This window comes from Longimicrobium sp. (genome assembly GCA_036377595.1).
Lineage (GTDB): Bacteria > Gemmatimonadota > Gemmatimonadetes > Longimicrobiales > Longimicrobiaceae > Longimicrobium.
The window spans coordinates 108,101-130,126 of record DASUYB010000105.1; the positions used below are offsets into that span (position 1 = coordinate 108,101).

Annotated in this window: 20 protein-coding genes; 10 read left to right on the plus strand and 10 right to left on the minus strand. The window is 69.3% G+C overall.

Annotated features, from left to right (window positions below; genetic code table 11):
• Positions 1-86: 86 nt before the first annotated feature.
• The 5 genes from VF092_17925 to mnmG all read right to left on the minus strand — a co-directional run bounded on the left by VF092_17925 (position 87) and on the right by mnmG (position 5,069).
• Positions 87-548, minus strand: a complete 462-nt coding sequence (locus VF092_17925; GenBank protein HEX6749180.1) for a polymer-forming cytoskeletal protein — start codon at positions 546-548, stop codon at positions 87-89.
• Positions 549-780: 232 nt separating this feature from the next.
• The gene (locus VF092_17930; protein ID HEX6749181.1) at positions 781-1,224 is read right to left on the minus strand and encodes a hypothetical protein; all 444 of its coding nucleotides are present in this window, start codon (positions 1,222-1,224) and stop codon (positions 781-783) included.
• A gap of 66 nt (positions 1,225-1,290) precedes the next feature.
• Positions 1,291-2,217 carry a ParB/RepB/Spo0J family partition protein gene (locus VF092_17935; protein HEX6749182.1) on the minus strand — a complete coding sequence of 309 codons (927 nt, stop codon included), beginning with the start codon at positions 2,215-2,217 and terminating at the stop codon, positions 1,291-1,293.
• A gap of 3 nt (positions 2,218-2,220) precedes the next feature.
• Positions 2,221-3,048: an AAA family ATPase gene (locus VF092_17940; GenBank protein HEX6749183.1), complete on the minus strand. Its 828-nt coding sequence runs from the start codon at positions 3,046-3,048 to the stop codon at positions 2,221-2,223.
• A gap of 125 nt (positions 3,049-3,173) precedes the next feature.
• A complete protein-coding gene (gene mnmG / locus VF092_17945; GenBank protein HEX6749184.1) occupies positions 3,174-5,069 on the minus strand; it encodes a tRNA uridine-5-carboxymethylaminomethyl(34) synthesis enzyme MnmG in 1,896 nt (631 codons plus the stop codon).
• 238 nt (positions 5,070-5,307) lie between these two features.
• Between mnmG and VF092_17950 the strand changes: the two genes are divergently transcribed.
• The 4 genes from VF092_17950 to VF092_17965 are packed head-to-tail and all read left to right on the plus strand — an operon-like array spanning position 5,308 to position 7,591.
• Positions 5,308-6,132 carry a hypothetical protein gene (locus VF092_17950; GenBank protein HEX6749185.1) on the plus strand — a complete coding sequence of 275 codons (825 nt, stop codon included), beginning with the start codon at positions 5,308-5,310 and terminating at the stop codon, positions 6,130-6,132.
• Between the two features lie 10 nt (positions 6,133-6,142).
• On the plus strand, positions 6,143-6,610 hold the full coding sequence (locus tag VF092_17955) for a phage holin family protein (protein HEX6749186.1): 468 nt from the start codon (positions 6,143-6,145) through the stop codon (positions 6,608-6,610).
• On the plus strand, positions 6,565-7,314 hold the full coding sequence (locus tag VF092_17960) for a hypothetical protein (protein HEX6749187.1): 750 nt from the start codon (positions 6,565-6,567) through the stop codon (positions 7,312-7,314). The genes VF092_17955 and VF092_17960 overlap by 46 nt, the downstream gene beginning before the upstream one ends.
• A gap of 4 nt (positions 7,315-7,318) precedes the next feature.
• Positions 7,319-7,591 carry an acylphosphatase gene (locus tag VF092_17965; GenBank protein HEX6749188.1) on the plus strand — a complete coding sequence of 91 codons (273 nt, stop codon included), beginning with the start codon at positions 7,319-7,321 and terminating at the stop codon, positions 7,589-7,591.
• Between the two features lie 173 nt (positions 7,592-7,764).
• On the opposite strand, the gene mnmE is transcribed toward VF092_17965, so the two are convergent.
• The 5 genes from mnmE to rpmH form a co-directional block, all read right to left on the minus strand.
• Positions 7,765-9,138, minus strand: coding sequence for a tRNA uridine-5-carboxymethylaminomethyl(34) synthesis GTPase MnmE (gene mnmE, locus VF092_17970; protein HEX6749189.1), 1,374 nt, complete (start codon positions 9,136-9,138; stop codon positions 7,765-7,767).
• 200 nt (positions 9,139-9,338) lie between these two features.
• On the minus strand, positions 9,339-11,075 hold the full coding sequence (gene yidC / locus VF092_17975) for a membrane protein insertase YidC (protein HEX6749190.1): 1,737 nt from the start codon (positions 11,073-11,075) through the stop codon (positions 9,339-9,341).
• A gap of 46 nt (positions 11,076-11,121) precedes the next feature.
• Positions 11,122-11,334 carry a membrane protein insertion efficiency factor YidD gene (yidD, locus tag VF092_17980; GenBank protein ID HEX6749191.1) on the minus strand — a complete coding sequence of 71 codons (213 nt, stop codon included), beginning with the start codon at positions 11,332-11,334 and terminating at the stop codon, positions 11,122-11,124.
• Positions 11,316-11,702 carry a ribonuclease P protein component gene (rnpA, locus tag VF092_17985; GenBank protein HEX6749192.1) on the minus strand — a complete coding sequence of 129 codons (387 nt, stop codon included), beginning with the start codon at positions 11,700-11,702 and terminating at the stop codon, positions 11,316-11,318. The genes yidD and rnpA overlap by 19 nt, the downstream gene beginning before the upstream one ends.
• Positions 11,703-11,725: 23 nt before the next feature.
• Positions 11,726-11,875 carry a 50S ribosomal protein L34 gene (gene rpmH, locus VF092_17990; GenBank protein ID HEX6749193.1) on the minus strand — a complete coding sequence of 50 codons (150 nt, stop codon included), beginning with the start codon at positions 11,873-11,875 and terminating at the stop codon, positions 11,726-11,728.
• A gap of 471 nt (positions 11,876-12,346) precedes the next feature.
• Between rpmH and dnaA the strand changes: the two genes are divergently transcribed.
• The 6 genes from dnaA to VF092_18020 all read left to right on the plus strand — a co-directional run bounded on the left by dnaA (position 12,347) and on the right by VF092_18020 (position 21,903).
• Positions 12,347-13,759, plus strand: coding sequence for a chromosomal replication initiator protein DnaA (dnaA, locus tag VF092_17995; protein HEX6749194.1), 1,413 nt, complete (start codon positions 12,347-12,349; stop codon positions 13,757-13,759).
• 392 nt (positions 13,760-14,151) lie between these two features.
• Positions 14,152-15,261, plus strand: a complete 1,110-nt coding sequence (gene dnaN, locus VF092_18000) for a DNA polymerase III subunit beta (GenBank protein HEX6749195.1) — start codon at positions 14,152-14,154, stop codon at positions 15,259-15,261.
• A 303-nt stretch (positions 15,262-15,564) separates the two neighbouring features.
• Positions 15,565-16,338 (plus strand): TnsA endonuclease N-terminal domain-containing protein, encoded by a 774-nt coding sequence (locus VF092_18005; protein HEX6749196.1) that lies wholly within the window; start codon positions 15,565-15,567, stop codon positions 16,336-16,338.
• Positions 16,338-18,515 carry a hypothetical protein gene (locus VF092_18010; protein HEX6749197.1) on the plus strand — a complete coding sequence of 726 codons (2,178 nt, stop codon included), beginning with the start codon at positions 16,338-16,340 and terminating at the stop codon, positions 18,513-18,515. Before VF092_18005 ends, VF092_18010 begins: the two co-directional genes overlap by 1 nt.
• Positions 18,512-20,002, plus strand: coding sequence for an ATP-binding protein (locus VF092_18015; GenBank protein ID HEX6749198.1), 1,491 nt, complete (start codon positions 18,512-18,514; stop codon positions 20,000-20,002). The genes VF092_18010 and VF092_18015 overlap by 4 nt, the downstream gene beginning before the upstream one ends.
• Positions 20,002-21,903, plus strand: coding sequence for a TnsD family Tn7-like transposition protein (locus VF092_18020; protein HEX6749199.1), 1,902 nt, complete (start codon positions 20,002-20,004; stop codon positions 21,901-21,903). Before VF092_18015 ends, VF092_18020 begins: the two co-directional genes overlap by 1 nt.
• Positions 21,904-22,026 lie beyond the last annotated feature (123 nt).

Consider the following 22,026-nt stretch of genomic DNA (forward strand, 5'->3'; position numbering starts at 1 on the left):
GTGGAAAACCCGCCCCGGCACCTGCGGAAAACGCCCAACCCGCTGCTACGTCACGAGTTGGGCGATCCGGGCGTCGATGTGGAAAACTACGACCACGATTGTGGACTATCCGTACCCGTGGCGGCGGGAAGGGCGCGCTGCGCGGCCTGCTCGTCGCCCAGCATCTGCACCTGCCCGTTGAAGCGGCACCCCTCCTCCAGCACCAGGTGCTGCGCCCGCGCGGAGATCTGCCCCTCGATGCGCGCCGTGGCCTGCAGCTCCAGCCGGCTCTCGGCCACCACGGTGCCCTGCACGTGCCCGCCGATCACCGCGTCCTGCGTCAGCACGTCGCCCACCACCTCGCCTTCCTTGCCGATCACCACCGCCTTCCCGGCGCGGATCGTTCCCTCGATGCGCCCCTCCACCCGCACCGTCCCCTCCGTCACCAGGTCGCCGGTGATGCGCATCCCCGCGCCGATGATCGACATCGAGGCCTCGTTGGCCACGGCCCGCAGCACCGGGCTCCCCTTGTCTCGCGCCACGTCGTCTTTCCCTCGAAAGATCCCCATCTCGCTCTCCACAGGCGTTCCCGGACTGCAACGGCAACCCCGGGCTTGGGCGTGTCCCCCGCTGCGCGGGGGCCGGGCTGCGCGCGCGGTAGGGCACGATACTACTGTGCCCAACCGCGCCGGGCCACCACCGCGCCGAGCATCCGCGCAGATATCCGGCGACGGAGCGCGCGCGGCGGCGTCCCGGCCCTGCGGGCGCGCATCCCTCACGCGTCGGCGCGGAGGACGGGGTCTACCGCTTCGCCGAGTCGCCCTGCGCCGCGTCCGTCGCCGTGGTATCGGGCGGCGGGGCGGTGGTGTCGCCTCGGGTGGTGCCGCCGGCGGCGCGCGTCTGCGCGTCGATGCTGTCCAGCGGGGGCAGCTCGCCCTTCAGCATCACCCGGATCTGCTCGTACGTCGCCTGCATCCGCGCCAGCTGCCGGGCGAGCCGCTCGCGCTCCTGCCGCTCCTTCTGCAGCTCCCTCACCTGTCGCTCCAGGAACGGCACCCGCGCCGCCTGCGCGCCCACCCAGATATAGCTGGCCGCCATCACGAAGATCAGCGCCGCCACCACCATCGCGGCGATCACCGCCATCCGCAGCCGGCGGTACGAGATCTCGTACGAGCGCGTGCTCAGGTCGCCCGACCCGCCGTGGGGGACGACGACGAACGTCATCCGCCGCTCGTCACGCGCCATCATTACCCCGCGGGTGGTGAGAGGCGGACGCACCCCCGGCCATCATCTCCGTCTCCGCCGGCCGGATCACGCCCGCTCGGCCTCGGTGCCCAGGATCAGCTCCAGCACCCGGTCGAAGTCGTCGGCGTTGTAGAAGGGGATCTCGATACGCCCGCTCTTCCCGCTCGCCACCCGGATCCGCACGGGCGTGCCGAGCGCGCGCTGCAGCTCCGCCTCCAGGTGCCGCACGTGCGGGTCGTCCATCGCCTCGCGCACCCCGGCCATCGTCGACCGCGGCGAGGCGGCCGGGGCCCCGGGCCGCAGCTGCCGGACGCGCTCCTCCACCGTGCGCACCGACATCCCCGCGTCCGCGGCCTGCCGCGCGAGCTCGGCCATCTCCCGCTCGCTCTCCAGCCCCAGCAGCGCGCGCGCGTGCCCCATCGACAGCTCGCCCTCGTTCACCATCCGCTGCACGGTGGCGGGGAGCGACAGGAGGCGGAGGAGGTTGGCCACGGTGGAGCGCTCGCGGCCTACGCTGTCGGCCACCTCGGCCTGCGTGTAGCCGAACTCGTCGATCAGCTGCCGGTATCCGGCCGCTTCTTCGAGCGGGGAGAGCCCGGCGCGCTGGACGTTCTCGACGATGGCGAGGACGAGCATCGCGCGGTCGTCGATCTCCCGCACGACGACGGGCACCTGCGGCCAGCCCAGGCGGCGCACGGCCCGCCACCGCCGCTCCCCCGCGATCAGCTCCCACTCCGCGCCGTCCGGCGTCGCGTCCGTCCGCGGGCGGACCACCAGCGGCTGCAGCAGCCCGTTCTTGCGGATCGAGTCTTCGAGCTCCGCCAGCTGCTCGGCGCTGAACTCCCGGCGCGGCTGGAACGGGTTGGGCGCGATCCGGCTCGTGGCCACCTCGCGCACCCCCTCGCCGGTGGCGATGGCCTGCTGCGTCTCGGCCGAGAAGTCGCCGAGGAGCGCGCTCAGCCCCTTCCCCAGGCGGGGCTTGCGGGACGACACGGACTACTCTCCCCCGGCCGCGGCGGCGGGGGCCGCCTCGATCTCCGCCGCGCCGCGGCCGCCCTTCCCCCGCTTCGCGATCACCTCCTTCGCGAGGGAGAGGTAGCTCTTCGCGCCCACGGAAAGGATGTCGTAGAGGACGATCGGCTTCCCGAAGCTCGGCGCCTCGGCGATGCGCACGTTCCGGGGGATGGTGGTCTTGTAGACCTTGGGGCCGAAGTACTCCTTCGCCTCGTCGGCCACCTGGCGCGAGAGGTTGAGGCGCCCGTCGTACATCGTCAGCAGCACCCCCTCGATCTGCAGCGCGGGGTTCAGGTTCTTCTGCACGATGGTGACGGTGTTCAGCAGCTGCGACAGCCCCTCGAGCGCGTAGAACTCGCACTGGATGGGGATCAGCACCGAGTCCGACGCCGCCAGCGTGTTCAGCGTCAGCAGCCCGAGCGACGGCGGGCAGTCGATCAGGATGAAGTCGTAGCGGTCGCGCACCGCCTCGATGGCGCGGCGGAGGATAATCTCGCGCCCCTTGCGGTTCACCAGCTCCACCTCGGCGCCCACCAGGTCGCGCGTGGCGGGCACCACGTCCAGGTAGGGGAAGTGCACCTCGCGGACGATCACGTCCTCGATCGGCGCCTCTTCGATCAGGACGTCGTAGATCGACTTCTCGACCTCGTCCTTGTCGATGCCCAGCCCGCTGGTGGCGTTCCCCTGCGGATCGGTGTCGATGACCAGCGTGCGCTTTTCGGCCACGGCCAGGCATGCGCCCAGGTTGATGGCCGTGGTGGTCTTGCCGACGCCGCCCTTCTGGTTCGCGATGGCGATGATGCGCGACACGCGTCCTCTGCGTTGGGATGGGGAGATGGGGTCCGGGGAATCTACACGGCGGGCCCTACTTCGTCCAGAAAACGAGGCGGGAATGTTCCACGTGGAACATCTGAATGCGCGATCAATCGCTCCCGTCAGGCACCGACGGCCGCGCCACGGCGCTTCCGCACCTCCATCACCAGGTTCTGCAGGTCGCTCGGGCTCACACCCGGGATGCGCCCCGCCTGTGCCAGCGTCGCCGGGCGTACGCGATCCAGCTTCTGACGCGCCTCGTAGCTCAGCGTCGCCAGCGCGGAATAGGGAAGGTCCGCCGGAAGGGCGAAGTCCGCCTGCCGGCGCAGCGTCTCCGCGCGCTCCCGCTCGCGCGCGAGGTAGCCCTCGTACTTGAGTTCCATCTCCGCCGACACGAGCGCCTCCGCGACGGCGGCTTCGTCCTCCCCCTCCACCGGCGCACTGCCCACCGCCTCCGCCAGCGCCTCGGCGGTGACACCGGGGCGCTTGAGAATGGCCGCCAGCCGCGTCGGCTCCCGCAGCGGCTGCGAGTTGGCCGACCGCAGCAGATCGTCGACCTGCGCCGGCGCCGCGTTGGTGCTCCGCAGCCAGCCGTCCAGCCTTGCGGCAAGATCGAGCCGGTGATCGAGCACCGCGCGCTGCTCCTCCGTCAGCAGCCCGCGCTCCGCGGCGATCGGGCCGAGGCGGTGCAGGGCGTTGTCCTGGCGCAGCACCAGCCGGAACTCCGCGCGCGAGGTGAAGAGGCGATACGGCTCGTCCGTCCCCTTCGTCACCAGGTCGTCCACCAGCACGCCGATGAAGGCCTGGTCGCGCTCCAGGAGCAGCGGCTCGCGGCCGAGTGCGTGGAACGCGGCGTTCGCCCCGGCCACGATCCCCTGCCCGGCGGCCTCCTCGTACCCCGTGGTCCCGTTCACCTGGCCGGCGAGGAAGAGCCCGCCCAGCGCCTTGCACTCCAGCGTCGGGCGGAGCTGGTGCGGAGGATAGTAGTCGTACTCGATCGCGTAGCCGACTTTCGTCATCCGCGCGTTCTCCAGCCCCGGGATGGAGTGGAGCATCCGTAGCTGCACGTCCGCGGGGAGCGAGGTGGAGAGGCCGTTCACGTACAGCTCCGTCGTCTCCAGTCCCTCCGGCTCCAGGAATACCTGGTGCCGCGGGGCGTCGGGGAACTTCACGATCTTGTCCTCGATCGACGGGCAGTAGCGCGGCCCGCGCCCCGAGATCTCCCCTCCGTAGAGCGCGGAATCGCTCAGGTGGTCGGTGACGAGGTCGCGCAGCGGCTCCCCGGTCCACGTGATCCAGCACGGCCGCTGGGGGAGAAGGGGTGCACGCTCCCACACAGAGAGGCGATACTCCGGCATCTCCCCCGGCTGCACGTCCGTCCTGGAGAAGTCGACCGAGCGCCCGTCGATCCGGGGCGGCGTGCCCGTCTTGAAGCGCGCGACCTCCAGCCCCAGCACCTCCATCTGCTCGGCGAGGCGAACGGACGGCGGATCCCCCGCGCGGCCGGCGGGCACCCCCGGCGCCCGGCCGACGTGGATGCGGCCGCGCAGGAAGGTGCCGGTGGTAAGGACGACGGCGCGCGCGCGGAACTCGAACCCGTTCTCCGTCCGCACGCCCGCGACGCGGCCGCCCTCCAGGATCAGCGAACCGACCATCCCCTGGAAAAACTCCAGGCCTGCGTACCGCTCCAGCAGCGCCCGAGCGGCGCGGGGATACAGCCCCCGATCGCACTGCGCGCGCGGGGCCCACACGGCGGGGCCCTTGGAGCGGTTCAGCATGCGGAACTGGATGCGCGCGCGGTCCGTGGCGAGACCCATCACCCCGCCGAGCGCATCCACCTCGCGCACGACCGTGCCCTTGGCCACCCCACCGATCGCGGGATTGCAGCTCATCTGGCCGATGGCCTCGAGGTTGGCCGTCACCAGCAGCGTGCGCGCACCCGCACGCGCCGCGGCGGCCGACGCCTCCACGCCGGCATGCCCGCCCCCCACCACGATCACGTCGAACACGCTCGTCATCCGATCGATCCACTCCGAAGTCGCAGGTACAGATCTTCAATATATAACAATGTCAGGCGCGCATCCGAGGCCGTGTACGCTACGAATGTTCCACGTGAAACATTTTCTCCGGTCTTCCCAGATCCCCCGGCGCAGTTCTCCCCGTCGTCGTTCACATGGCCGGTACATGGCACACCCATTGCACCCCCGCGCTTCTCCCATACGGACGGGAACCCTTTCGAGCGGAGGAGGCATAGCCATGTCAGACGGGACTTTCGGCGCCGGGGGCACCGGCGGCGGAGCAGGGGAGACCGGCCGCAGCTCGGGTCTGGGGGATGGCTCGCCCAGCCTGGGGAGCACGGGCAGTGGGACGGGCGGGCTCGGCGCAACGGGCGGCAGCAGCGGACAGGGCGGCACCTCCAGCGGTCTCGGCACCACGGGCACCGGCTCGACCGGTGGCCTGGGCGCGACCGGCGGGAGCGGGCTGGGAGGGAGCACGGGGAGCAGCAGCAGCCTCGGCGGCTCCACCAGCGGTCTCGGCGCGACCGGCACCGGCTCGACGAGTGGCCTGGGCGGCACCGGCGGGAGCACCGGTTCCACGAGCGGACTCGGCACGACGGGAAGCAGCGGCCTCGGGAGCAGCAGCACCGGCCTCGGCGGCGGCAGCGAGTTGGGTGGGAGCACGGCGGGCTCGGCCAACCGGCCGGACTTCGGCGGTTCGACCGGCACGGCCACGGGCACTCCAAGCCGCCTGAGCGGCGCCGGCGGCGGTCTGGCCGACACCCTGGAGGAGCTGCAGGGGCGCGCCGACCAACTCATGGACGAGGCGGCCGACCAGCTGGAGAGCGTGGCCGAGCGCATCGACGGGCTGTCGGAGCGGGTGCCGCAGCGGGGGATCGGCGCGCGCGCCGCGGGGCTGACCTCGGGCGCGGCCGACACGCTGGAGAGCGTCGCGCGCTTCCTGCGCGACAACGACGTGAACACGCTGCAGCGCGACCTGGGCCGCATCGTTTCCGAGCACCCCATCCAGGCGGTGCTGGCCGCGGTGGGCGCCGGCTACATCGTCGGCAAGGTCCTGCGCTAGGGAGGAAATGATGGCGGATCGAGTTCACACCCCGCCGGTGGTCACGGCGGTCTCCGGTGACGGCCGCGCCTCCACGGCCGAGCCGCAGCTCGGCGACCTGTTCCGGCAGCTCGCGCAGGACAGCGCCACGCTCGTCCGCCAGGAGATGGCGCTCGCCAAGGCCGAGCTGCGGGAGAACGTGAAGAGCGTGGCGCGCGACACGGCCAAGATCGCGGTCGGCGCCGTGGTCGCGGCGGTCGGCTCGCTGGTGCTGGTGCTCTTCCTGGTGCTGCTGCTGGGCGACGCGCTGGGCAAGTACTGGCTGGGCGCGCTGATCGTGGGCGTCCTGTTCGTGGCCATCGGGGGCTTCCTCGCCATGGGGGCGATGAAGCGCCTGAAGAAGGATTCCATCACTCCGGACCAGACTCTCCAGACCCTGAAGGAGGACAAGCAATGGCTGCAGAGCGAGATGAAGCAGGTTCGACGGGACCTGGCCTGAGCGGCACCGGGCGCGACCACGCGGGCCTGGAGGCGGGAACCACCCGCTCGATGGCGATGGGTGACGCGCCGGGGAGCGCCGACGTGCACGCGGGGATCGCGTTCAACCCCCAGCAGGACGAGGGCGTGCGCGAGCGCACCGTCAGCCGGGTGAAGGACGCGGCGGGAACGGTGGCCGACACGGCCGCGGGGCTGGGGCACCGCGCCCGCACGCTGGCCGGTGACGTGGCAGAACGCGCCGGCGACGTGGCGTCGCGCGCGAAGGACCGGGTGGGCGCGATGACGGACCGCGCGCAGTCGGCGCTCGAGGAGCGCGGCTGGCTGGAGCGCCTGCGCGAGAACCCGCTTCCGGCGCTGGGGGTGGCGTTCGGGGTCGGCTTCCTGCTGGCGGGCGGCGGGCGCGGCGGCACCCGCGCGGGCCGCGTGCGCGGCGAGCTGCGCAGCGCGCTGGCGGCCGGGCTGTCGGCGGGGCTGGCGCAGGGCGCGCGCGCGTTCCTCCGCAACGCCGGCGCCGAGGACGGGGTGATCAACTCCCTGATGCAGAACATCCCCGGGCTCGGCGGCGAGGCGGAGTACGGCGGCGGCGGGCGCACCACGACCGCGCGGAGCTCGTCGACGAGCGGCCGCACGACGGCGGGGAGCACGAGCGGCTCGTACGGCGGGGGCACGCGCCACCGCGAGCCCAGCCACCGGGAGAACCTCTGACCCGATGGGCGAGGCCGGGTTCCGCGTGACGGGACGGGTACAGGGCGTGGGCTTCCGCTGGTGGGCCCGCGCCCAGGCCGCCGGGCTGGGCCTGGTCGGGACGGTGCGGAACGCGGCCGACGGATCGGTGGAGGTGCAGGCGCGGGGACCCGACCACGCGCTCGCGGAGTTGGAGCGGCTCCTCGCCGAGGGGCCGCCCCACGCCCGCGTGGCGGTGGTGGAGCGGATCCCCGTCACGCTTTCGTCCAGCGCGGCCGGATTCGAGATCGTGCGGTGACTTCCCGAATTTTAACCGAAGAAAACCGGCTTCGCCATTTCGCGCAGGCCGCGTAAACGCGCGTGGGCGAGGGTAGCGGGTGCTCCCCCCATCCCAAAATCGATCCTGAGCGAAAAGAGACCGGGGTTTTTGATCCCCGATCTCCCGAAATCCTGTCGAACTCGGGTCAGTGTCTATTTCCCGACGCAGAAATCTCCGAACACCCGGTCGAGCACGTCATCGACGCTGACGACGCCGATCAGGTCCTCCAGTGCATCGGCGGCGGCGCGGAGGTGTGTGGCGGCGAGCTCCATCGGGACCAGCTCGTCGAGCGCGAGTGTGAAGGATGCGATCTCGTCGCGGGCACGGCGGATGGCACGGGCATGGCGCTCCCGCGTGACCAGCGGCGCCTCGCCGGGATCGCCGAGGATGTGGCCGAAGACGAGACGCAGGAGCACGTCCCGCAACTCGGGAATCCCCGAGCCCTCCGTCGCCGCGACGTGCACGGAGGGGAAGGGATCCGCGTCCGACTCATCCTCGCTCGCGTGCAGATCCACTTTCGTGCGGACGACGACAGTGCGGCCGGGATCACGCTCTGTGAGGAAGGCGCGCTCGTCGTCCTCCAGCGGCCGGCCGGCTTCGATGCAGAAGAGCACCAGCTCGGCCGCGGCCAGGTAGCGCCGTGCGACCTCGATCCCGATCCCCTCTACCCGGTCAACCGTCTCCCGCAGCCCGGCGGTGTCGACGAGGCGGAATGGGTAGCCGTCAAGGGTGACGGCGGCCTCGAGCGCGTCGCGCGTCGTCCCGGGGATCTCGGTGACGATCGCGCGCTCGGTGCCCAGCAGCGCGTTGAAGAGCGACGACTTCCCCGAGTTCGGCCGCCCGGCGAGCACGGTGAGCGCGCCCTCGCGCAGGAGCTCGCCCTCGGGGGCGGTGGCCAGGAGCGCGTCGATCCTCCGCAGCACGTCGTCCACGGCGGCGCGGACGCGCTCGGGTGGGACGGGGGGCTCGTCCTCTTCGGGAAAGTCGATCGAATAGGCGATCAGCGACTCGGCGCCGATCACCGCGCTGCGCAGCTCCTCGATTCGCCGCGAGAGGCCACGCTCCATCTGGTGCACGGCCGCGCGGTGCAGCGCGCGCGACCGCCCGTCGATCAGGTCGGCGACGGCCTCGGCCTGCAGCAGGTCGAGCTTGCCGTTCAGGTACGCCCGCCGCGTGAACTCGCCCGGCTCGGCCGCGCGCGCGCCGGCGGCCAGCAGCGCGTCGAGCACGAGCTGCGGGGTGAGCACGCCGCCGTGGGTGGAGATCTCGACCGTGTCCTCGCCGGTGTAGCTGGCCGGGGCGGGGAAGACGGTCACCAGCCCGCGGTCCAGCACCTCGCCCGTCTCCGGATGCCGCAGCGCGACGAGGCGCTGGATCCGCGGCGCGCTCCCATCGACAGCCGGCGCGATGCGTCGCAGCACGTCGATCGCGCCGGGGCCGGAGACGCGCAGCAGCGCGACGGCGCCGCGCCCGGGCGGCGTCGCGATCGCGGCGATGGTGTCGGCGGGGAGCGGAGAGACGGACATGCGGGGGAGAATGGGGCTGGGCCGCTTCACGAGCAACCGCCGACGGGCGGTTGAAACCGCGGCAACAACGGCCCGAAGTCCGCCTTCGCGGACTCCCCTGACGGGCATCTTCGCGGAACGTCGAGATCTTCATCTCCAAAAAGAACGCCCGCCTCTCGCGCGGAGTGGCGGGCGTGGGTCCATCCTACGACGACACCGTTCTACCGGCGGCGCGGCGCCTCCTTCGCAGGACTGGGCCGCTCCTTCTTCTTTGCCGCGTCCTTGGCCTTCTGCGCTTCCATCGCCACGCGACGCTCCTTCGCGATCAGCACCTGCTGCGGGAGCGAGGCCAGGTTCGAGCTCACGTAGTACAGGTTCAACCCCGACGGCATGAACCAGAAGAAGATGCCCATCATCAGCGGCATCGTGTACATCATCGTCTGCGCCTGCGCGTTCTGCTCCATCCCGCTCAGCTTGGTGCTGATCCACTGCAGCGCGAACATCGACACCACCAGCAGGATCGGCAGCAGGTAGAGCGGGTCGCGCAGCGACAGGTCGGGAAGCCACAGGAACGACGTGCCGCGGAACTCGATCGCCCCCTGGAACACGAAGAACAGGGTGATGAGCACCGGCATGGGGATCAGCATCGGGAGGCAGCCTGACATCATGGAGAAGGGGTTCACCCCCAGCTCCTGGTACATCTTCATCATCTCCTGCTGCTGCCGCTGCGGATCGTTGGCCCAGCGCTGCTGGATCTCCTTCATCCGCGCCTGCATCACCGGCTGCACCGCCATGTTCTTCATCTGCGACCGCATGGCGCGCGCGTTCAGCGGCCAGGTGACCAGCCGCACCAGCACGCCGAAGACGATCAGCACCCACCCGTACGGCAGCGCCAGCGTGTCGTGCATGGCACGCAGCGCCCACAGCACCACCGCGGCGATGGGGCGGACGACCGGGCGCAGCCAGCGGTAGCCGTACGGGTTCACCTCCTCGAGCTGGTTGCCGACGGCCACGAGCCGGTCGTGCTCCAGCGGGCCCAGGTAGGCCCGGTAGGCGAAGGTGCCGTCGGTGCCGACGGGGAGCGAGACGACGCCCAACGCGCGCGGCGACGTGAGCGTCTCGTCCTCCACCCGGTAGCTCTCGTCCCGCTGGTTGGTGGCGACCAGGCGCGTGAACTGGCGCCCCTGCGGGAGGAGCGCCATCAGGAAGTAGCGGTCGCGGATCCCCGCCCAGGCCAGCGGGCCGGGGATGGTGTCCGTCGCCTTCACCTTCTGCAGGTAGTCGCGCTCCACGCGCCGCCCGTTCCACGCGACGAAGGAGAGCTCGCGCGCGGTGCCGTGGTCCTTGGCGTCGTGCGGCGCCAGCCCGGTGCCCAGGCTGGTGACGAGCGTGCCCGCGCCGCCCAGCCCCAGCAGCCTGCCGCTGACGTCGACCACGTAGTCGTTCGGGCGGAAGGTGTAGGTGACCTGGGCGACGGGTACGCCGCCCTGCGTGGCGGTGAAGGTGAGCGCCTTCGGCCCGTCGCCCGCGCGCAGGTCGAGACGATCCGCGCTCGGCTGGAAGTCGGCGGCGCGCAGGTCGAGCGTGCGGCCGGCGGACGTGGCCACGCCGGAGAGCACATCCGCGGCGCCGCGCGGGACCAGCTGCACGTGCTCGCCGCGGTGGACGTACGAGGGGTACTGGAGCAGCTCCGCCCAGGTGAGCGCCGCCCCGCGGGTGGAGAAGCGGTACTCGTACAGCGGCGAGCGCACCGTCACCGTCCGCGCGGGGGCGACGGCAGCCGGTGCTGCCGCGGCCGCCGTCGGCGCGGCGGCAGGTGCCGGCGCGGGACGCGAGGCGGCCGCCGCGCTGTCCGCGCCACGGCCGGCGGGCGGCTGGGTGACCGGGGGAAAGAAGGTCTGCCAGACGATCAGCAGCACCGCCGTGAGCACGAACGCGAGCGCGAGTCGCTTTTCCATCTATCGTCCAGATCCGTTCAGATCTCGTGTATGTCGAACCCGGCCCTCAGGGTACCGGGTCGTAGCCGCCGCGGGCGAACGGCTGGCAGCGCGCCAGCCGCTTGAGCAGCAGCCAGGTGCCCTTGCCGGCGCCGTACTTCTCGATGGCCTCGAGCCCGTACGCCGAGCAGGTGGGATAGAAGCGGCACACCGGCGGCTTCAGCGGGCTGATGGCCCGGCGGTAGAAGCGGATACCGGCGGTCAGGGCGCGCGCGAGCACAGTACCTCCGCAAGCTCGGCCAGCTCCTGGCGCAGCTCGTCGAAACCGGCGGCGTACGCCTCGGGGCGGGCACGAATGAGTACGTCCAGCGCCGCCCCGGAGTTTCTCAGCATGGGCAGGACCACGGTGCGCCCCAGCTCGCGGAGGCGCCGCTTGACGCGGTTGCGCTCCACGATGTCGTGCTTGTGCTTGGGCACCACCACGCCCCACCGGGCAAACGCCACGGGGGAAGGGGAGACGAACGCGTCCAGGTGACGCGTCTTGCTCCTCTTCCCCCGTCTGAACAGCGCCCGGATCTCGGCCGAATGCGTGATCCGCGCCGCCCGCGGCAGCGCGAACCCCCGCCGGGCGGGCCCTTCGGCGTCCACCGGCGTGCGGCCCCGGCCGCGGGTTACTTGCCCGCGATCTTGACCGTCAGCCGGTGACGGCCCTTGCGCCGGCGCGCGTTCAGGACCTCGCGGCCGCCCTTGGTGGCCATACGGGCGCGGAACCCGTGCTTGTTGATCCGCTTGCGGTTGCGCGGACGATAAGAAGGCTTCATCGGTACCCCTTCGGGTGCAGCGCGTAAGTCGTTGGTCCGGGTGCGGCAAAGACAAGTAAGATAGCCATCTTGCGCGCTCCCGTCAACCGAGGGGCCATCAGTCGCGGTCAGGAGGACGAGTGGTTTCGACTTCGTCAACAATATTCGTGGTGTCAGCTTTCTCACCACCCTGCCGGTGGACAGGCGTGACAGACGTCGACGCCTGCCATCTGCATCCTGCTCCCGGTGCCGTGACGAGTATCCAGTTCGGCGGCGTCCTCTCCACACAGGTCTTCTGGTGATACACCCCGGCGGAGCACTCCGGGAAACAAACCATCTATAGTCTCCCTACACTCATGGACGCGGCTGCGCAAGGGGAGCTAAACCGAAGAAAATCCAGCATTCATGCGGGTTCCTTGACTTATCCACACCCCCCGCCTAGGTTGCGCCGTTACCGTTTCCGAAGGCTTCGACGATCCCGCCACAGAGGTCATGGAGCACACCGCAGGGGAGGTCTGGTCGCGCATCCTCGACGCCGCGAAGGCTGCGCTGCCCGAACAGGCGTACCGGACCTGGCTGGCCCCGACCGAGGCGGTTGCGATCTCGCAGGACCTGCTGGTGGTGTCCACTCCCAACCCGTTCGCGGTGGAGTGGGTGGAGAAGCAGTACGCCGCGATGCTCACCGGTCTCGGCGAGTCGCTCTTCGGGCGGCGCTTTACGCTGTCGGTCCAGTTCCAGGCGAACGGCAAGCCGGCCGCCGTCCCACCCACCCCCCTCGAGATCGCGCCCCCGCCCGTGCCCGCCGCCGCGCCCGCGCAGGCCTCCGCACCCCCGTCCGCCGCGCACTCCGCGCCGGGGATGCGCACGGTGCCGCTCAACCCGCGGTACACCTTTCCGCGCTTCGTCATCGGCAACAACAACCAGCTTGCCGCCGCGGCCGCGCACGCCGTGGCCGAGGCGCCGGCGAAGCACTACAACCCGCTGTTCATCTACGGCGGCGTGGGGCTGGGCAAGACGCACCTGATGCACGCCATCGGCCACGCGATGCTCGACCGCGAGCCGGGGAAGCGGGTGATGTACCTGTCGTCGGAGCGCTTCACCAACGAGCTGGTGTCGGCCATCCAGGAGGGCTCGATGGCCGAGTTCCGCCGCCAGTACCGGCAGATCGACCTCCTCCTGGTGGACGACATCCAGTTCCTGGAGGGGAAGGAGCGCACGCAGGAGGAGTTCTTCCACACCTTCAACGCGCTCCACGACGCCCAGCGCCAGATCGTGCTCACCTCCGACCGGCCGCCGAAGGAGATCGGGCTGGAGGACCGGCTGGTCTCGCGCTTCGAGTGGGGGCTGGTGGCCGACATCAAGGCGCCCGACTTCGAGACGCGGATGGCCATCCTGCGCCGCAAGGTGGAGGAAGACGGGCTGGTGATCCGCGACGCCGAGGACGTGCTGACCTTCATCGCCCGCAACCGCACGTCGTCGGTGCGGGAGATCGAGGGCGCGGTGATCAAGCTGCTGGCCTACTCGTCGCTCACCGGCCGGCCGATCGACATCTCCCTTGCCCAGGAAGCCCTGGGCGGCGCGCTGCGGCCGGGCGGCGCCGGCGGAGGAAACGGCGCGGCGGAGATCTCGCCCGAGCGGGTGCGCGACAAGGTGGCCGAGGCGTTCGGCACCACGGCCGAGGCGCTGCAGTCGAAGAAGCGCACCAAGGACCTGACGGTGCCGCGCCAGGTGGCCATGTTCCTGACCCGCGAGCTGTTCGACCTGCCGCTGGTGGAGATCGGCAAGCTGTTCGGCGGGCGCGACCACTCCACCGTGATCCACTCCATCAGCAAGGTGGAGGAAGACATGGCGGCGGACGCGGGGTTCCGGCAGCGTGTGGACACCCTGCGGGCGTCCTTCCGCTGACGTGTTCCGCGCGGCTCCTTGACAGGCGCGGGGGGCGGCGCGTATTTGCGCGCGTCTCCACTCCGGTTGCTTGCACCCCCGCGCCCCGCGTGTCCGGACCGTTACAGGGGTGTGGAAACGGACTGGGGAAAGGGCGTGGAAAGTTTGTGGGTAACCGCCGCGTTCTGTGGGGATGTGGAGTCCGTGGAGAACCGGCGAGTTCCCCACATCTCCCGTCCACAGGTGGGAAAGCCCGCAAATGGTTGCGGGACAGCGGGATGAGGGTTGCGGGAGAGAGCTTTCCACACTTCCACACCCTCTACTACTACGACTGAGATTTGTAACTCTCTCGTCATTAGTAAGTATTCCGGTGGAAAAGGACCGGTCACTCCAGCCTGGGCTGTGGACACCGTATGCGATTCACCATCACGCGTGAGAACCTCCAGCAGGGGCTGGGCGCGGTGGCCGGGAGCATCCCGACGCGCACCACGCTGCCGGTGCTCTCGAACATCCTGATCGAGGCCGAGGACGGCGCGGTGCGGATGAGCGGCACCGACCTCGACACCGCGGTGAGCGTGCGCGTGCCGGCCGACGTGGCCGAGCCGGGCGCCATCACCGCGCCGGCCAAGAAGCTCCAGGAGATCGCCCGCGAGCTCCCGGGGGCCACGGAGATCAGCACGCAGGGCGACTCGATCTTCATCAGCAGCGGACGCAGCCGCTTCAAGCTGAACGGGCTGCCGAGAGACGAGTTCCCCGCCTTCCCCAGGGTGGACTTCACCGAGAGCTGGCGGGTGACGGGGGCCGACCTGCAGCGGCTGATCACCCACGTCTCGTTCGCGGCGTCGACCGAGGAGACGCGGCCGATCCTGAACGGCGTGCTCTGGCAGCTGCACGACGGCGAGATGCGGATGGTGGCCACGAACGGCCATCGCTTGGCGAAGATGACGCTGCCGGTCGAGGCCGGGTCCCCGGTGCCCGCGGCGGACCTGATCGTGCACCCGCGCGCGCTGGCGCAGGTGCAGCGCCTGTTCGCGTCCGACACGCCGGTGGAGGTGGCGCGCTCGGAGAACCACATCGGCTTCCGCAGCCCCGAGGTGCAGGTGTTCACGCGGCTGATCGAGGGGCCGTATCCCAACTACGAGCAGGTTATCCCCAAGGACAACGACAAGACGATGGTGGCGGAGAAGGCGGCGCTGACGGCCGCCGTGCGCCGCATGGCCATCGTCGCCAGCGACCAGACGCACCGGATCCGGCTGTCGCTGGGCGGCGCGTCCCTCAAGTTCAGCGTGGAGAGTCCCGACCTGGGCGCCGCCAACGAGGAGCTGGAGGTGGAGTACGACGGCGATCCGCTGGAGATCGGCTTCAACGCGCAGTACCTCCTCGAGCTGTTGCGCTACATGCCGACGGACGAGGTGCGGATGACCTTCAAGGCGCCCGAGCGCGCGGCCACCATGCAGCCGCTGGGGAACGAAGACACGCCCGACTACCTCTGCCTGGTGATGCCGCTGCGTCTGCTGAGCTGACGGCACGTCACCACGGTGTCCCAAACAAATAAGGTTGGTAACTGAAAAATAAAGTTGGTAACTCAGAAATAGAGTTGGTAACTCGCCGGGGTGACTCCTCGACGAACGGGTCCGCTCCCTTAGTGGGGATGGACCCGTGTCTTTTTGGCTCCACGCTTTGGGTTGGATCACACAATGGCCGAACTATTCCGGTCTTGGACCGAACCAGCTAAGTCCCGGTTCAGGTCCTTCTCGCTACGATTCGAGAGGAGTCGCCCGTGCGACATCTCTCTCCTGGATCTGTGACGAGGCCGGACAGCGGCTATGGACAAGTGGAACTCGGAACTCTGTGGGGCGGATTACAGACCGGCGCTGACGGTTCGGAGCTTCGGCTCCCGCGGCAAATCCATCCGTATCGCCGGCCACACGACCGGTCGCGTCCACCACTTCTTCAGCATGGTGGAGGAATCAGCCTTCCTGCTCTACGACTGGCTTCCCGACGTATCCGATATCCGCGAGCAGTACGCGCTCGAGCTGGACGTCACCCAGGCGATCGCGTTCGAGCTCGGCATCGCCCATATCACCGACCGGAAGAGCGGCAAACCACATCCGGTCACCACTGACCTCGTCCTGAGTCGGCGCGTCGGGAGCGGCGAGGTCACTCAGGTCCGGTCCTGCAAGCGGAGCGGTGATCTGGGCGGGAGCCGCACGCTTCAGAAGCTCGAGATCGAGAGGCAGTACTGGCTGCGGCGCGGGATCGAGTGGAAGCTAGTGACCGAGCGGGATCTCCCGGATCCGCTGATCAGGAATCTCCGATGGCTGCATCCCTTTGTTCAACCGTCCTCTGTGGGCATCGCGTCCGAACACCTCGCCTACCTCATCAAGAACCTACATCGCCGGATCCAGGACCAGCGCGAGAAATCTCTCGCCTACATCTGCACCGAGTGCGACAGGAGCCTCGGGACTGAGCCAGGTGGCCACCTCGCCCTCGCTCGCCACGCGGTGGCGAGCCGGCAGTGGCGTGTCGACCTACACGCCGAGATCGATCCCTCGCGGCCCCTCCTCCTTCGGGACGATACCTCGACGGAGGCATCATGATGACGCTGCTGGTCAACCAGATACTGATGTGCACAGAGTCCGAGCGGGATCCGGTGCGCGTCCTCTGGCTTGAGCCGGCACATCTGGCGGCACGGCGGGTTGCGGTCATTCGGCTGGCCCGCGACGAGAGAATCCCGGAGTGGGAGGATCTGGAGGCACTCACAGCGGCGGTCGACAACGGGGTTTACGTCATCGCCTCCGTCGACACTTTCGCGCCCCGAGCCTCGCTCGAGGAAGACCTCACGGAGGTAGAGCGGCGCGTGCGGGACGCCCGGTACGGGATCATCAGACCGCTCGTCGAGGACCCGGAGCAGAGCATCCTGTACGAGGACCTGCGTGGGCCGCTGATCAAGTCGGCCGCCGAGCAGAGCCACACGAGCAGGAAGAACGTCTACCATCTGCTGGGGCTCTATTGGCGGGGAGGACAGACGCCTAATGCTCTCGTTCCCGCTTACGTCAACTCCGGCAGGTCCGGTTCCCGGATCACCGCCGGCGCCGACACCACCACCAAACGCGGGCGGCCGAGAAAACCGGTTCCCGGCAAGGAGCACATCGTAGGAATCAACGTCAATGAACGCACCCGGAAGCTGCTTCTGCTGGGCGCCAAGGAATTCCATGAGAAAGGCGGGATGCCGCCGAAGGAAGCGTACGACGCGACGATCAAGACCTACTTCGCCTGCGGCTACGAAGTTGCTGCCGATGGAACCCTCGAACCGATCATCCCAGCGGAGGACGACCGGCCGTCCTTCGGCCAGTTCTGTTACCACTACGGCGCCGAGCGGGATAGCCGTCGCGCGCTCATCACGAGAAAGGGCCACAAGCGTTTCCTGCTGGAGAACCGGCCTGTCCTGGGCACCTCGTACCACCTCGGACCGGCACCCGGCGCGCTGTACCAGATCGACTCGACCAGGGCCGACATCTCTCTCCGGAGCTCGCTCCGCGCTTCCAGGAAGATCGGGCGCCCCATCATCTACGTCGTGCGAGACCTGTTCAGCCGGATGATTGTGGGGTTTCACATCGCTCTCGAGGGTCCCAACTGGCTGGGGGTTCGTTCCGCGCTGCAGTCAGCGTTCATGGACAAGGTGGCCTTCTGCGCACGTTTTGGCAGGGTCATCGCGGCGGAGGACTGGCCCTGCTTGAATGTCCTTTGCGACGAAATCCTTGGTGATCGCGGACCAGCCGAGATCCTTAGCAAGAATGCCGATTTCCTGATCAACAGCTTTCGGGTTCGGGTGAGCAACGCTGCCCCGAGCCGGCCGGACTGGAAAGCGGTGATCGAACGGGTCTTCCCGCTCTACCATCACGCGTATTCATGGGAGCCGGGCGCGGTTCATGGCCCTCGCGAACGGGGAGAGCCTGATCACCGTCTCGACGCGGTGCACACCCTCTCCAGCTTTACGCGGCTCTTCCTCGAACTGACCCTCCAGTTCAACAACTGCACCTGGCTGGGCGCCTACGATCCCGACGCCGACGTGCTGCGCGACGAGGTTCCCTTGATTCCCCGGGAGCTGTGGAACTGGGGGATTCATAACCGGCAGGGGGCGCTCCGTCCCGTGAGCGATCCGGAAGCCCTGCGTCGTGCCCTCATGCGCACAGTCGAGGCGAGAATCACGCGGGAGGGCATCTACGTCCCCGACTTGGGCCTTCATTACACGTCACCGACGGCTGAGGCCGAAGATTGGTTCGTTCTGGAACGCGGCCGGAAGCGCATAAAGCTGGAGCTAGGTATGGAAGACCTGGACGTTTCCGAGGCATACCTTCGCCTCGACCGCGGCCGCACCGTGGAGCGTTGCGAGTTGCTGCCGCGCTATGCCCCATTCCGGGGTCGGAGCCGCGATGAGGTCCGTGACGAGCGCGCGTGGGAACGAGTGCTGGCGAGAGATGCCGAGCGTGAGCTCGCGCAGCAGCGAGTGGGACACCTTCACCGCCGGGATGTCATCCGGGAGGAGCAACTCGCGGAAGTCGCCGCCGATCTCGCGGAAACGGGGGATAAGCCCCGGATCGCGACGCGCGCTGAAATGGCGTTGGAGCGGAAGCATGCGCGCGCGGAGCAGGCCACCACCGCAGGCTCGAGCACCGCGAAGCACCGGGTCCCGACCGAGGCGGCCGACGACGAATCGATCGTCCCTGCGGCAAGTGAGCTCGACCTTCTCCGTTCGGTAGGAGAGGACGAATGAGCCATCACCCGCCGCTGCCCCTGGGCACATGGACCGAGGCCGTGTACCGGGACCAGGCGCTCGACGACTATCGCGGGAATCCGCTGATCGAGGCGCTCCCGCCGATTCGCGAGTCGAAGGAGATCGCGGCGAACCTCACCTACAGGCCCGCGTACGACGAGGGCATGCGGAACCTCTCTCCGGCCGAACGCGCGCACGCCACGGAGAAAGTGCTGTCCTTCATCCAGCCGCTCTCGATCCATGTCGATCTCGCGCACCGGATCTCGCGCCTGCTTCGGAACGGTCTCATGGCCCGGAACCCCATTCGCCCGGAGTACCGCCCCAACATGGAGCGCGGGCTCGAGGCGATGCGGGCCCGCCGCTCCATAGCCGGGCCCCGGGCGACCGGGATGGTCGTCGCCGGCCTGAGCGGGGTGGGCAAGACCACGGGGATCGAGGGGGTGCTCGGAATGGATCCCCAGGTCATGCTTCACACGGCGTACGCGGGCCGGCCATTCATCCACACGCAGATCGTCCACCTGATCCTACAGTGCCCCGCGAACAGCTCGGTGCGGGCGCTCTGCATCAACTTCTTCCTCTCCGTCGACAAGCTGCTCGGGACGGACTACGAGCACCGTTACGTACGGTACAAGGCGACGGCCGAGGTCCTGCTGTCGCACATGGCGAGGATCGCGGCAGTACACTCCATCGGCGTCCTGGTGATCGACGAGATCCAGAACCTCGCGAGCGCGCGCAGCGGCGGTGAGCAGGTGATGCTCAATTTCTTCTCCGAGCTGGTGAACACCATCGGCGTGCCAGTCGTGCTGGTCGGCACGCCGAAGGCAGTCGACGTGCTCACCCGCCAGTTCAGGCACGCGCGACGGAGCACCGGCCAAGGCGACATGTTCTGGGACCGCATGAGCGTGGCGGCGCCGGAACACGAGGCGGAGTGGTCGTTCTTCTGCGAGCGGCTGTGGCGCTACCAGTTCACCAAACAAGCGACGCCCCTGACCACCGAGCTCCGGAAAGCGCTGTACGAGGAGAGCCAGGGAATCACGGATGTCGTGGTCAAGCTGTACATGCTCGCGCAGCTGCGCGCGATCCAGACCGGGACCGACAAGATCACGGTCGGGCACATCCGCACGGTTGCCCACGACAGCCTGCGATGCATCAAGCCCGTGCTCGACGCGCTCCGGCGGAATGACCGCGCCTTCCTGGCCAAGGCCGACGACGTCCTGTCTCGCGGGCTGAAAGAGATCGTCCTCGGGGCGAGGCCGCTGCAAGCACCAATCCTGCCGGCGGCGACCCAGCCAGCGGCGGTGCCCCTGGAGGGGCCTGTCATGCCACCCAAGGCGCCACCGAAACCCCGCTCCCGGCGCCGGCGAAACGTTCCCGCCGCGCCGCAGACGCTGGAAGCGATCGTCGCTGCCGGCCGCGCGGCAGGCACGTCCCCGTATGATGCCCTGAAGGCGGCCGGAATCGTCGCGGACGACGCCCCGGCGGCCTGATGCTCCTCTTCCCGACCCTCCAGCCCGAGGAGCTCCTGTACAGCGCCTGCGCGCGCTACGCCGAGCTGTTCCGGTATCCGGGTAGCCGCTGGGTGGCCCGGGACCTGTTCGGAACCCACCAGGCGACAGCGGTCCTGGATCTACCCTTGGGCCTAGACACCTTCGTGTCGCACTTGCCCCAGGACACCTACGACGCGGCGGACCTAGTTCGGCTGCACACCACCTTGCCGTACTACAGCCACTTCGTGGGCGCCGCGAAGCTCGCCGAGATCACCACCCGGATGCGGACCGGCGGCCGCGGCCCCGTTCCCCACACGCTCTTGGGCGTGGGAAGGGGACGGGTGAGCCCGCCCTCGCACCTGCTCTACTGCGCCTCTTGCGCCCGCGAGGACCTGGCCACGGCCGGTGAGCCGTGCTGGCGGCGGGTCCACCAGCTTCCGGGGGTGTACGTCTGTCCCGACCATGGGGAGCCGCTGCTGTCGGGGCCGGTGCGGCGGAAGGACCTCGTCCGCGTCTTCGACTACGACAGCCTGCGCGCCACTCAGGAACGGCCCCCCAGACCCAACCGGTTGCCGGATACCGTACCCGAACGGCTGAGCTGGCTCGCGGATGCCACGCTGCGCCTGCTCCAGATGCCTCCATGCATGCTCACCCCCGAGGAGCTCCGCGAGCGCCACCGCGCCGGGCTACGGCGGATGGGCCTGCTGTCACCGCGGGGGACGCTGAGAACCCACGAGGCCGAGCAGCTGCTCGTTGCACACTGGGGCGATTCGCTGCTCGCGTCGCTGGGCTTGCACCCTGCCTCGGCCGAACGGCGGATCAGCAGCTGGGTGCGTGCGCGTGCGGGGGCAGCGTCGCGGGTGTCGGCGGGGCACCCGCTGCAGCACCTGCTGCTCATAGGGATCTACGGGATCACACCTGAAGAATTCCTGGAGGGTAACCGCTGCACGTCGACGGTGAAGGCAGTGGGATCGGCCAGCGAGTGCGCGAATCCGGCGTGTCCGAACTACCTGCCGAGAATCCGGCGCTCTGCCGCGAGGCGGCTCTACCACCGCACTGGTGCTGCCTGGCACTGCCGGACGTGCGGAGCGCGGTACGAGGAGTTCAGCGGCCACTGCGGGGTGCGGTTCATCGAGACCGGCGACCTGTGGGACGCGGAACTGTGCCGACTCGTGGAACTCGGCACGTCCGTTCGCGAGTTGCAGGCGTGGTGCAGCATGCGGTACGAGTTGGTTCTGTGTCACTGCGCGCGTCTGGGCGTCTGGCGCGATGCGTGGGGGAATCCGGACGACTACAGGCTCGCCGTCCGCCAAGCGCTCGCGGTGACGATGCGGGAGCGCAGGCGAGCGGAGTGGCTGCGTCTGCGTTCGAACTTCCCCGACCCCGGCGTACACGCGCTGCGAGCGCAGGCACGGGCCCTCTGGTCTTGGCTGCGTGCGAACGACAATGCTTGGCTGCTCGCCAACTCGCCGGCGCACGCGAAACGTCCGCCAACCCTCGTGAGCTGGATCGACTGGTCGCAGCGTGACCGCGAGCTGCACCCGCGGGTGGAAGACGCGATAGAAGCACTCCTGGAGCAACACCCGCCAGCCCGGCTGACGGTCGCATCGATTGGGCGCCAAGCCGGCGCACGCACGCTCGTCGTCAGGGAACGGGGGCGTCTGCCACTTACCGCGGCGACCGTGAAGGCCGCGGTCGAGTCGGTGGCCGCGTTCACGCGCCGGCGGATCGAGGTCGCCGCCGAGGACCACGTTCGGGCGGGGATGATCCCGAACTATTCGGATTTCTTAGAAGTTTGTGGGATAGAATGGCGAAACCGGACGACCTACGAGGGCGAGTTGTGGCAGGCACTGCAGCGGATTCATGATGCGTTGGCACCGGCTCGGCAGCACGTCGGATAATTGGGGCATGGAAGACCTGGATGTTCGGAGGCATACCTCCGCCTTGACCGCGGCGGCATCACGGGAGCTGCCATGGCCGGTAGCGCCGCTCAAGTTCGTGCCCGAATCCGTAAGGCGATCGAG

Excerpts from the sequence above, each read along its gene's own strand:
- VF092_17925 (HEX6749180.1), bottom strand. The coding sequence starts at position 548 with ATGGGGATCTTTCGAGGGAAAGACGACGTGGCGCGAGACAAGGGGAGC.
- VF092_17930 (HEX6749181.1), bottom strand. The coding sequence starts at position 1,224 with ATGGCGCGTGACGAGCGGCGGATGACGTTCGTCGTCGTCCCCCACGGC.
- mnmG (HEX6749184.1), bottom strand. The coding sequence starts at position 5,069 with ATGACGAGCGTGTTCGACGTGATCGTGGTGGGGGGCGGGCATGCCGGC.
- VF092_17950 (HEX6749185.1), top strand. The coding sequence starts at position 5,308 with ATGTCAGACGGGACTTTCGGCGCCGGGGGCACCGGCGGCGGAGCAGGG.
- VF092_17955 (HEX6749186.1), top strand. The coding sequence starts at position 6,143 with ATGGCGGATCGAGTTCACACCCCGCCGGTGGTCACGGCGGTCTCCGGT.
- VF092_17960 (HEX6749187.1), top strand. The coding sequence starts at position 6,565 with ATGGCTGCAGAGCGAGATGAAGCAGGTTCGACGGGACCTGGCCTGAGC.
- VF092_17965 (HEX6749188.1), top strand. The coding sequence starts at position 7,319 with ATGGGCGAGGCCGGGTTCCGCGTGACGGGACGGGTACAGGGCGTGGGC.
- mnmE (HEX6749189.1), bottom strand. The coding sequence starts at position 9,138 with ATGTCCGTCTCTCCGCTCCCCGCCGACACCATCGCCGCGATCGCGACG.
- yidC (HEX6749190.1), bottom strand. The coding sequence starts at position 11,075 with ATGGAAAAGCGACTCGCGCTCGCGTTCGTGCTCACGGCGGTGCTGCTG.
- rpmH (HEX6749193.1), bottom strand. The coding sequence starts at position 11,875 with ATGAAGCCTTCTTATCGTCCGCGCAACCGCAAGCGGATCAACAAGCAC.
- dnaA (HEX6749194.1), top strand. The coding sequence starts at position 12,347 with ATGGAGCACACCGCAGGGGAGGTCTGGTCGCGCATCCTCGACGCCGCG.
- dnaN (HEX6749195.1), top strand. The coding sequence starts at position 14,152 with ATGCGATTCACCATCACGCGTGAGAACCTCCAGCAGGGGCTGGGCGCG.
- VF092_18005 (HEX6749196.1), top strand. The coding sequence starts at position 15,565 with ATGGACAAGTGGAACTCGGAACTCTGTGGGGCGGATTACAGACCGGCG.
- VF092_18010 (HEX6749197.1), top strand. The coding sequence starts at position 16,338 with ATGACGCTGCTGGTCAACCAGATACTGATGTGCACAGAGTCCGAGCGG.
- VF092_18015 (HEX6749198.1), top strand. The coding sequence starts at position 18,512 with ATGAGCCATCACCCGCCGCTGCCCCTGGGCACATGGACCGAGGCCGTG.
- VF092_18020 (HEX6749199.1), top strand. The coding sequence starts at position 20,002 with ATGCTCCTCTTCCCGACCCTCCAGCCCGAGGAGCTCCTGTACAGCGCC.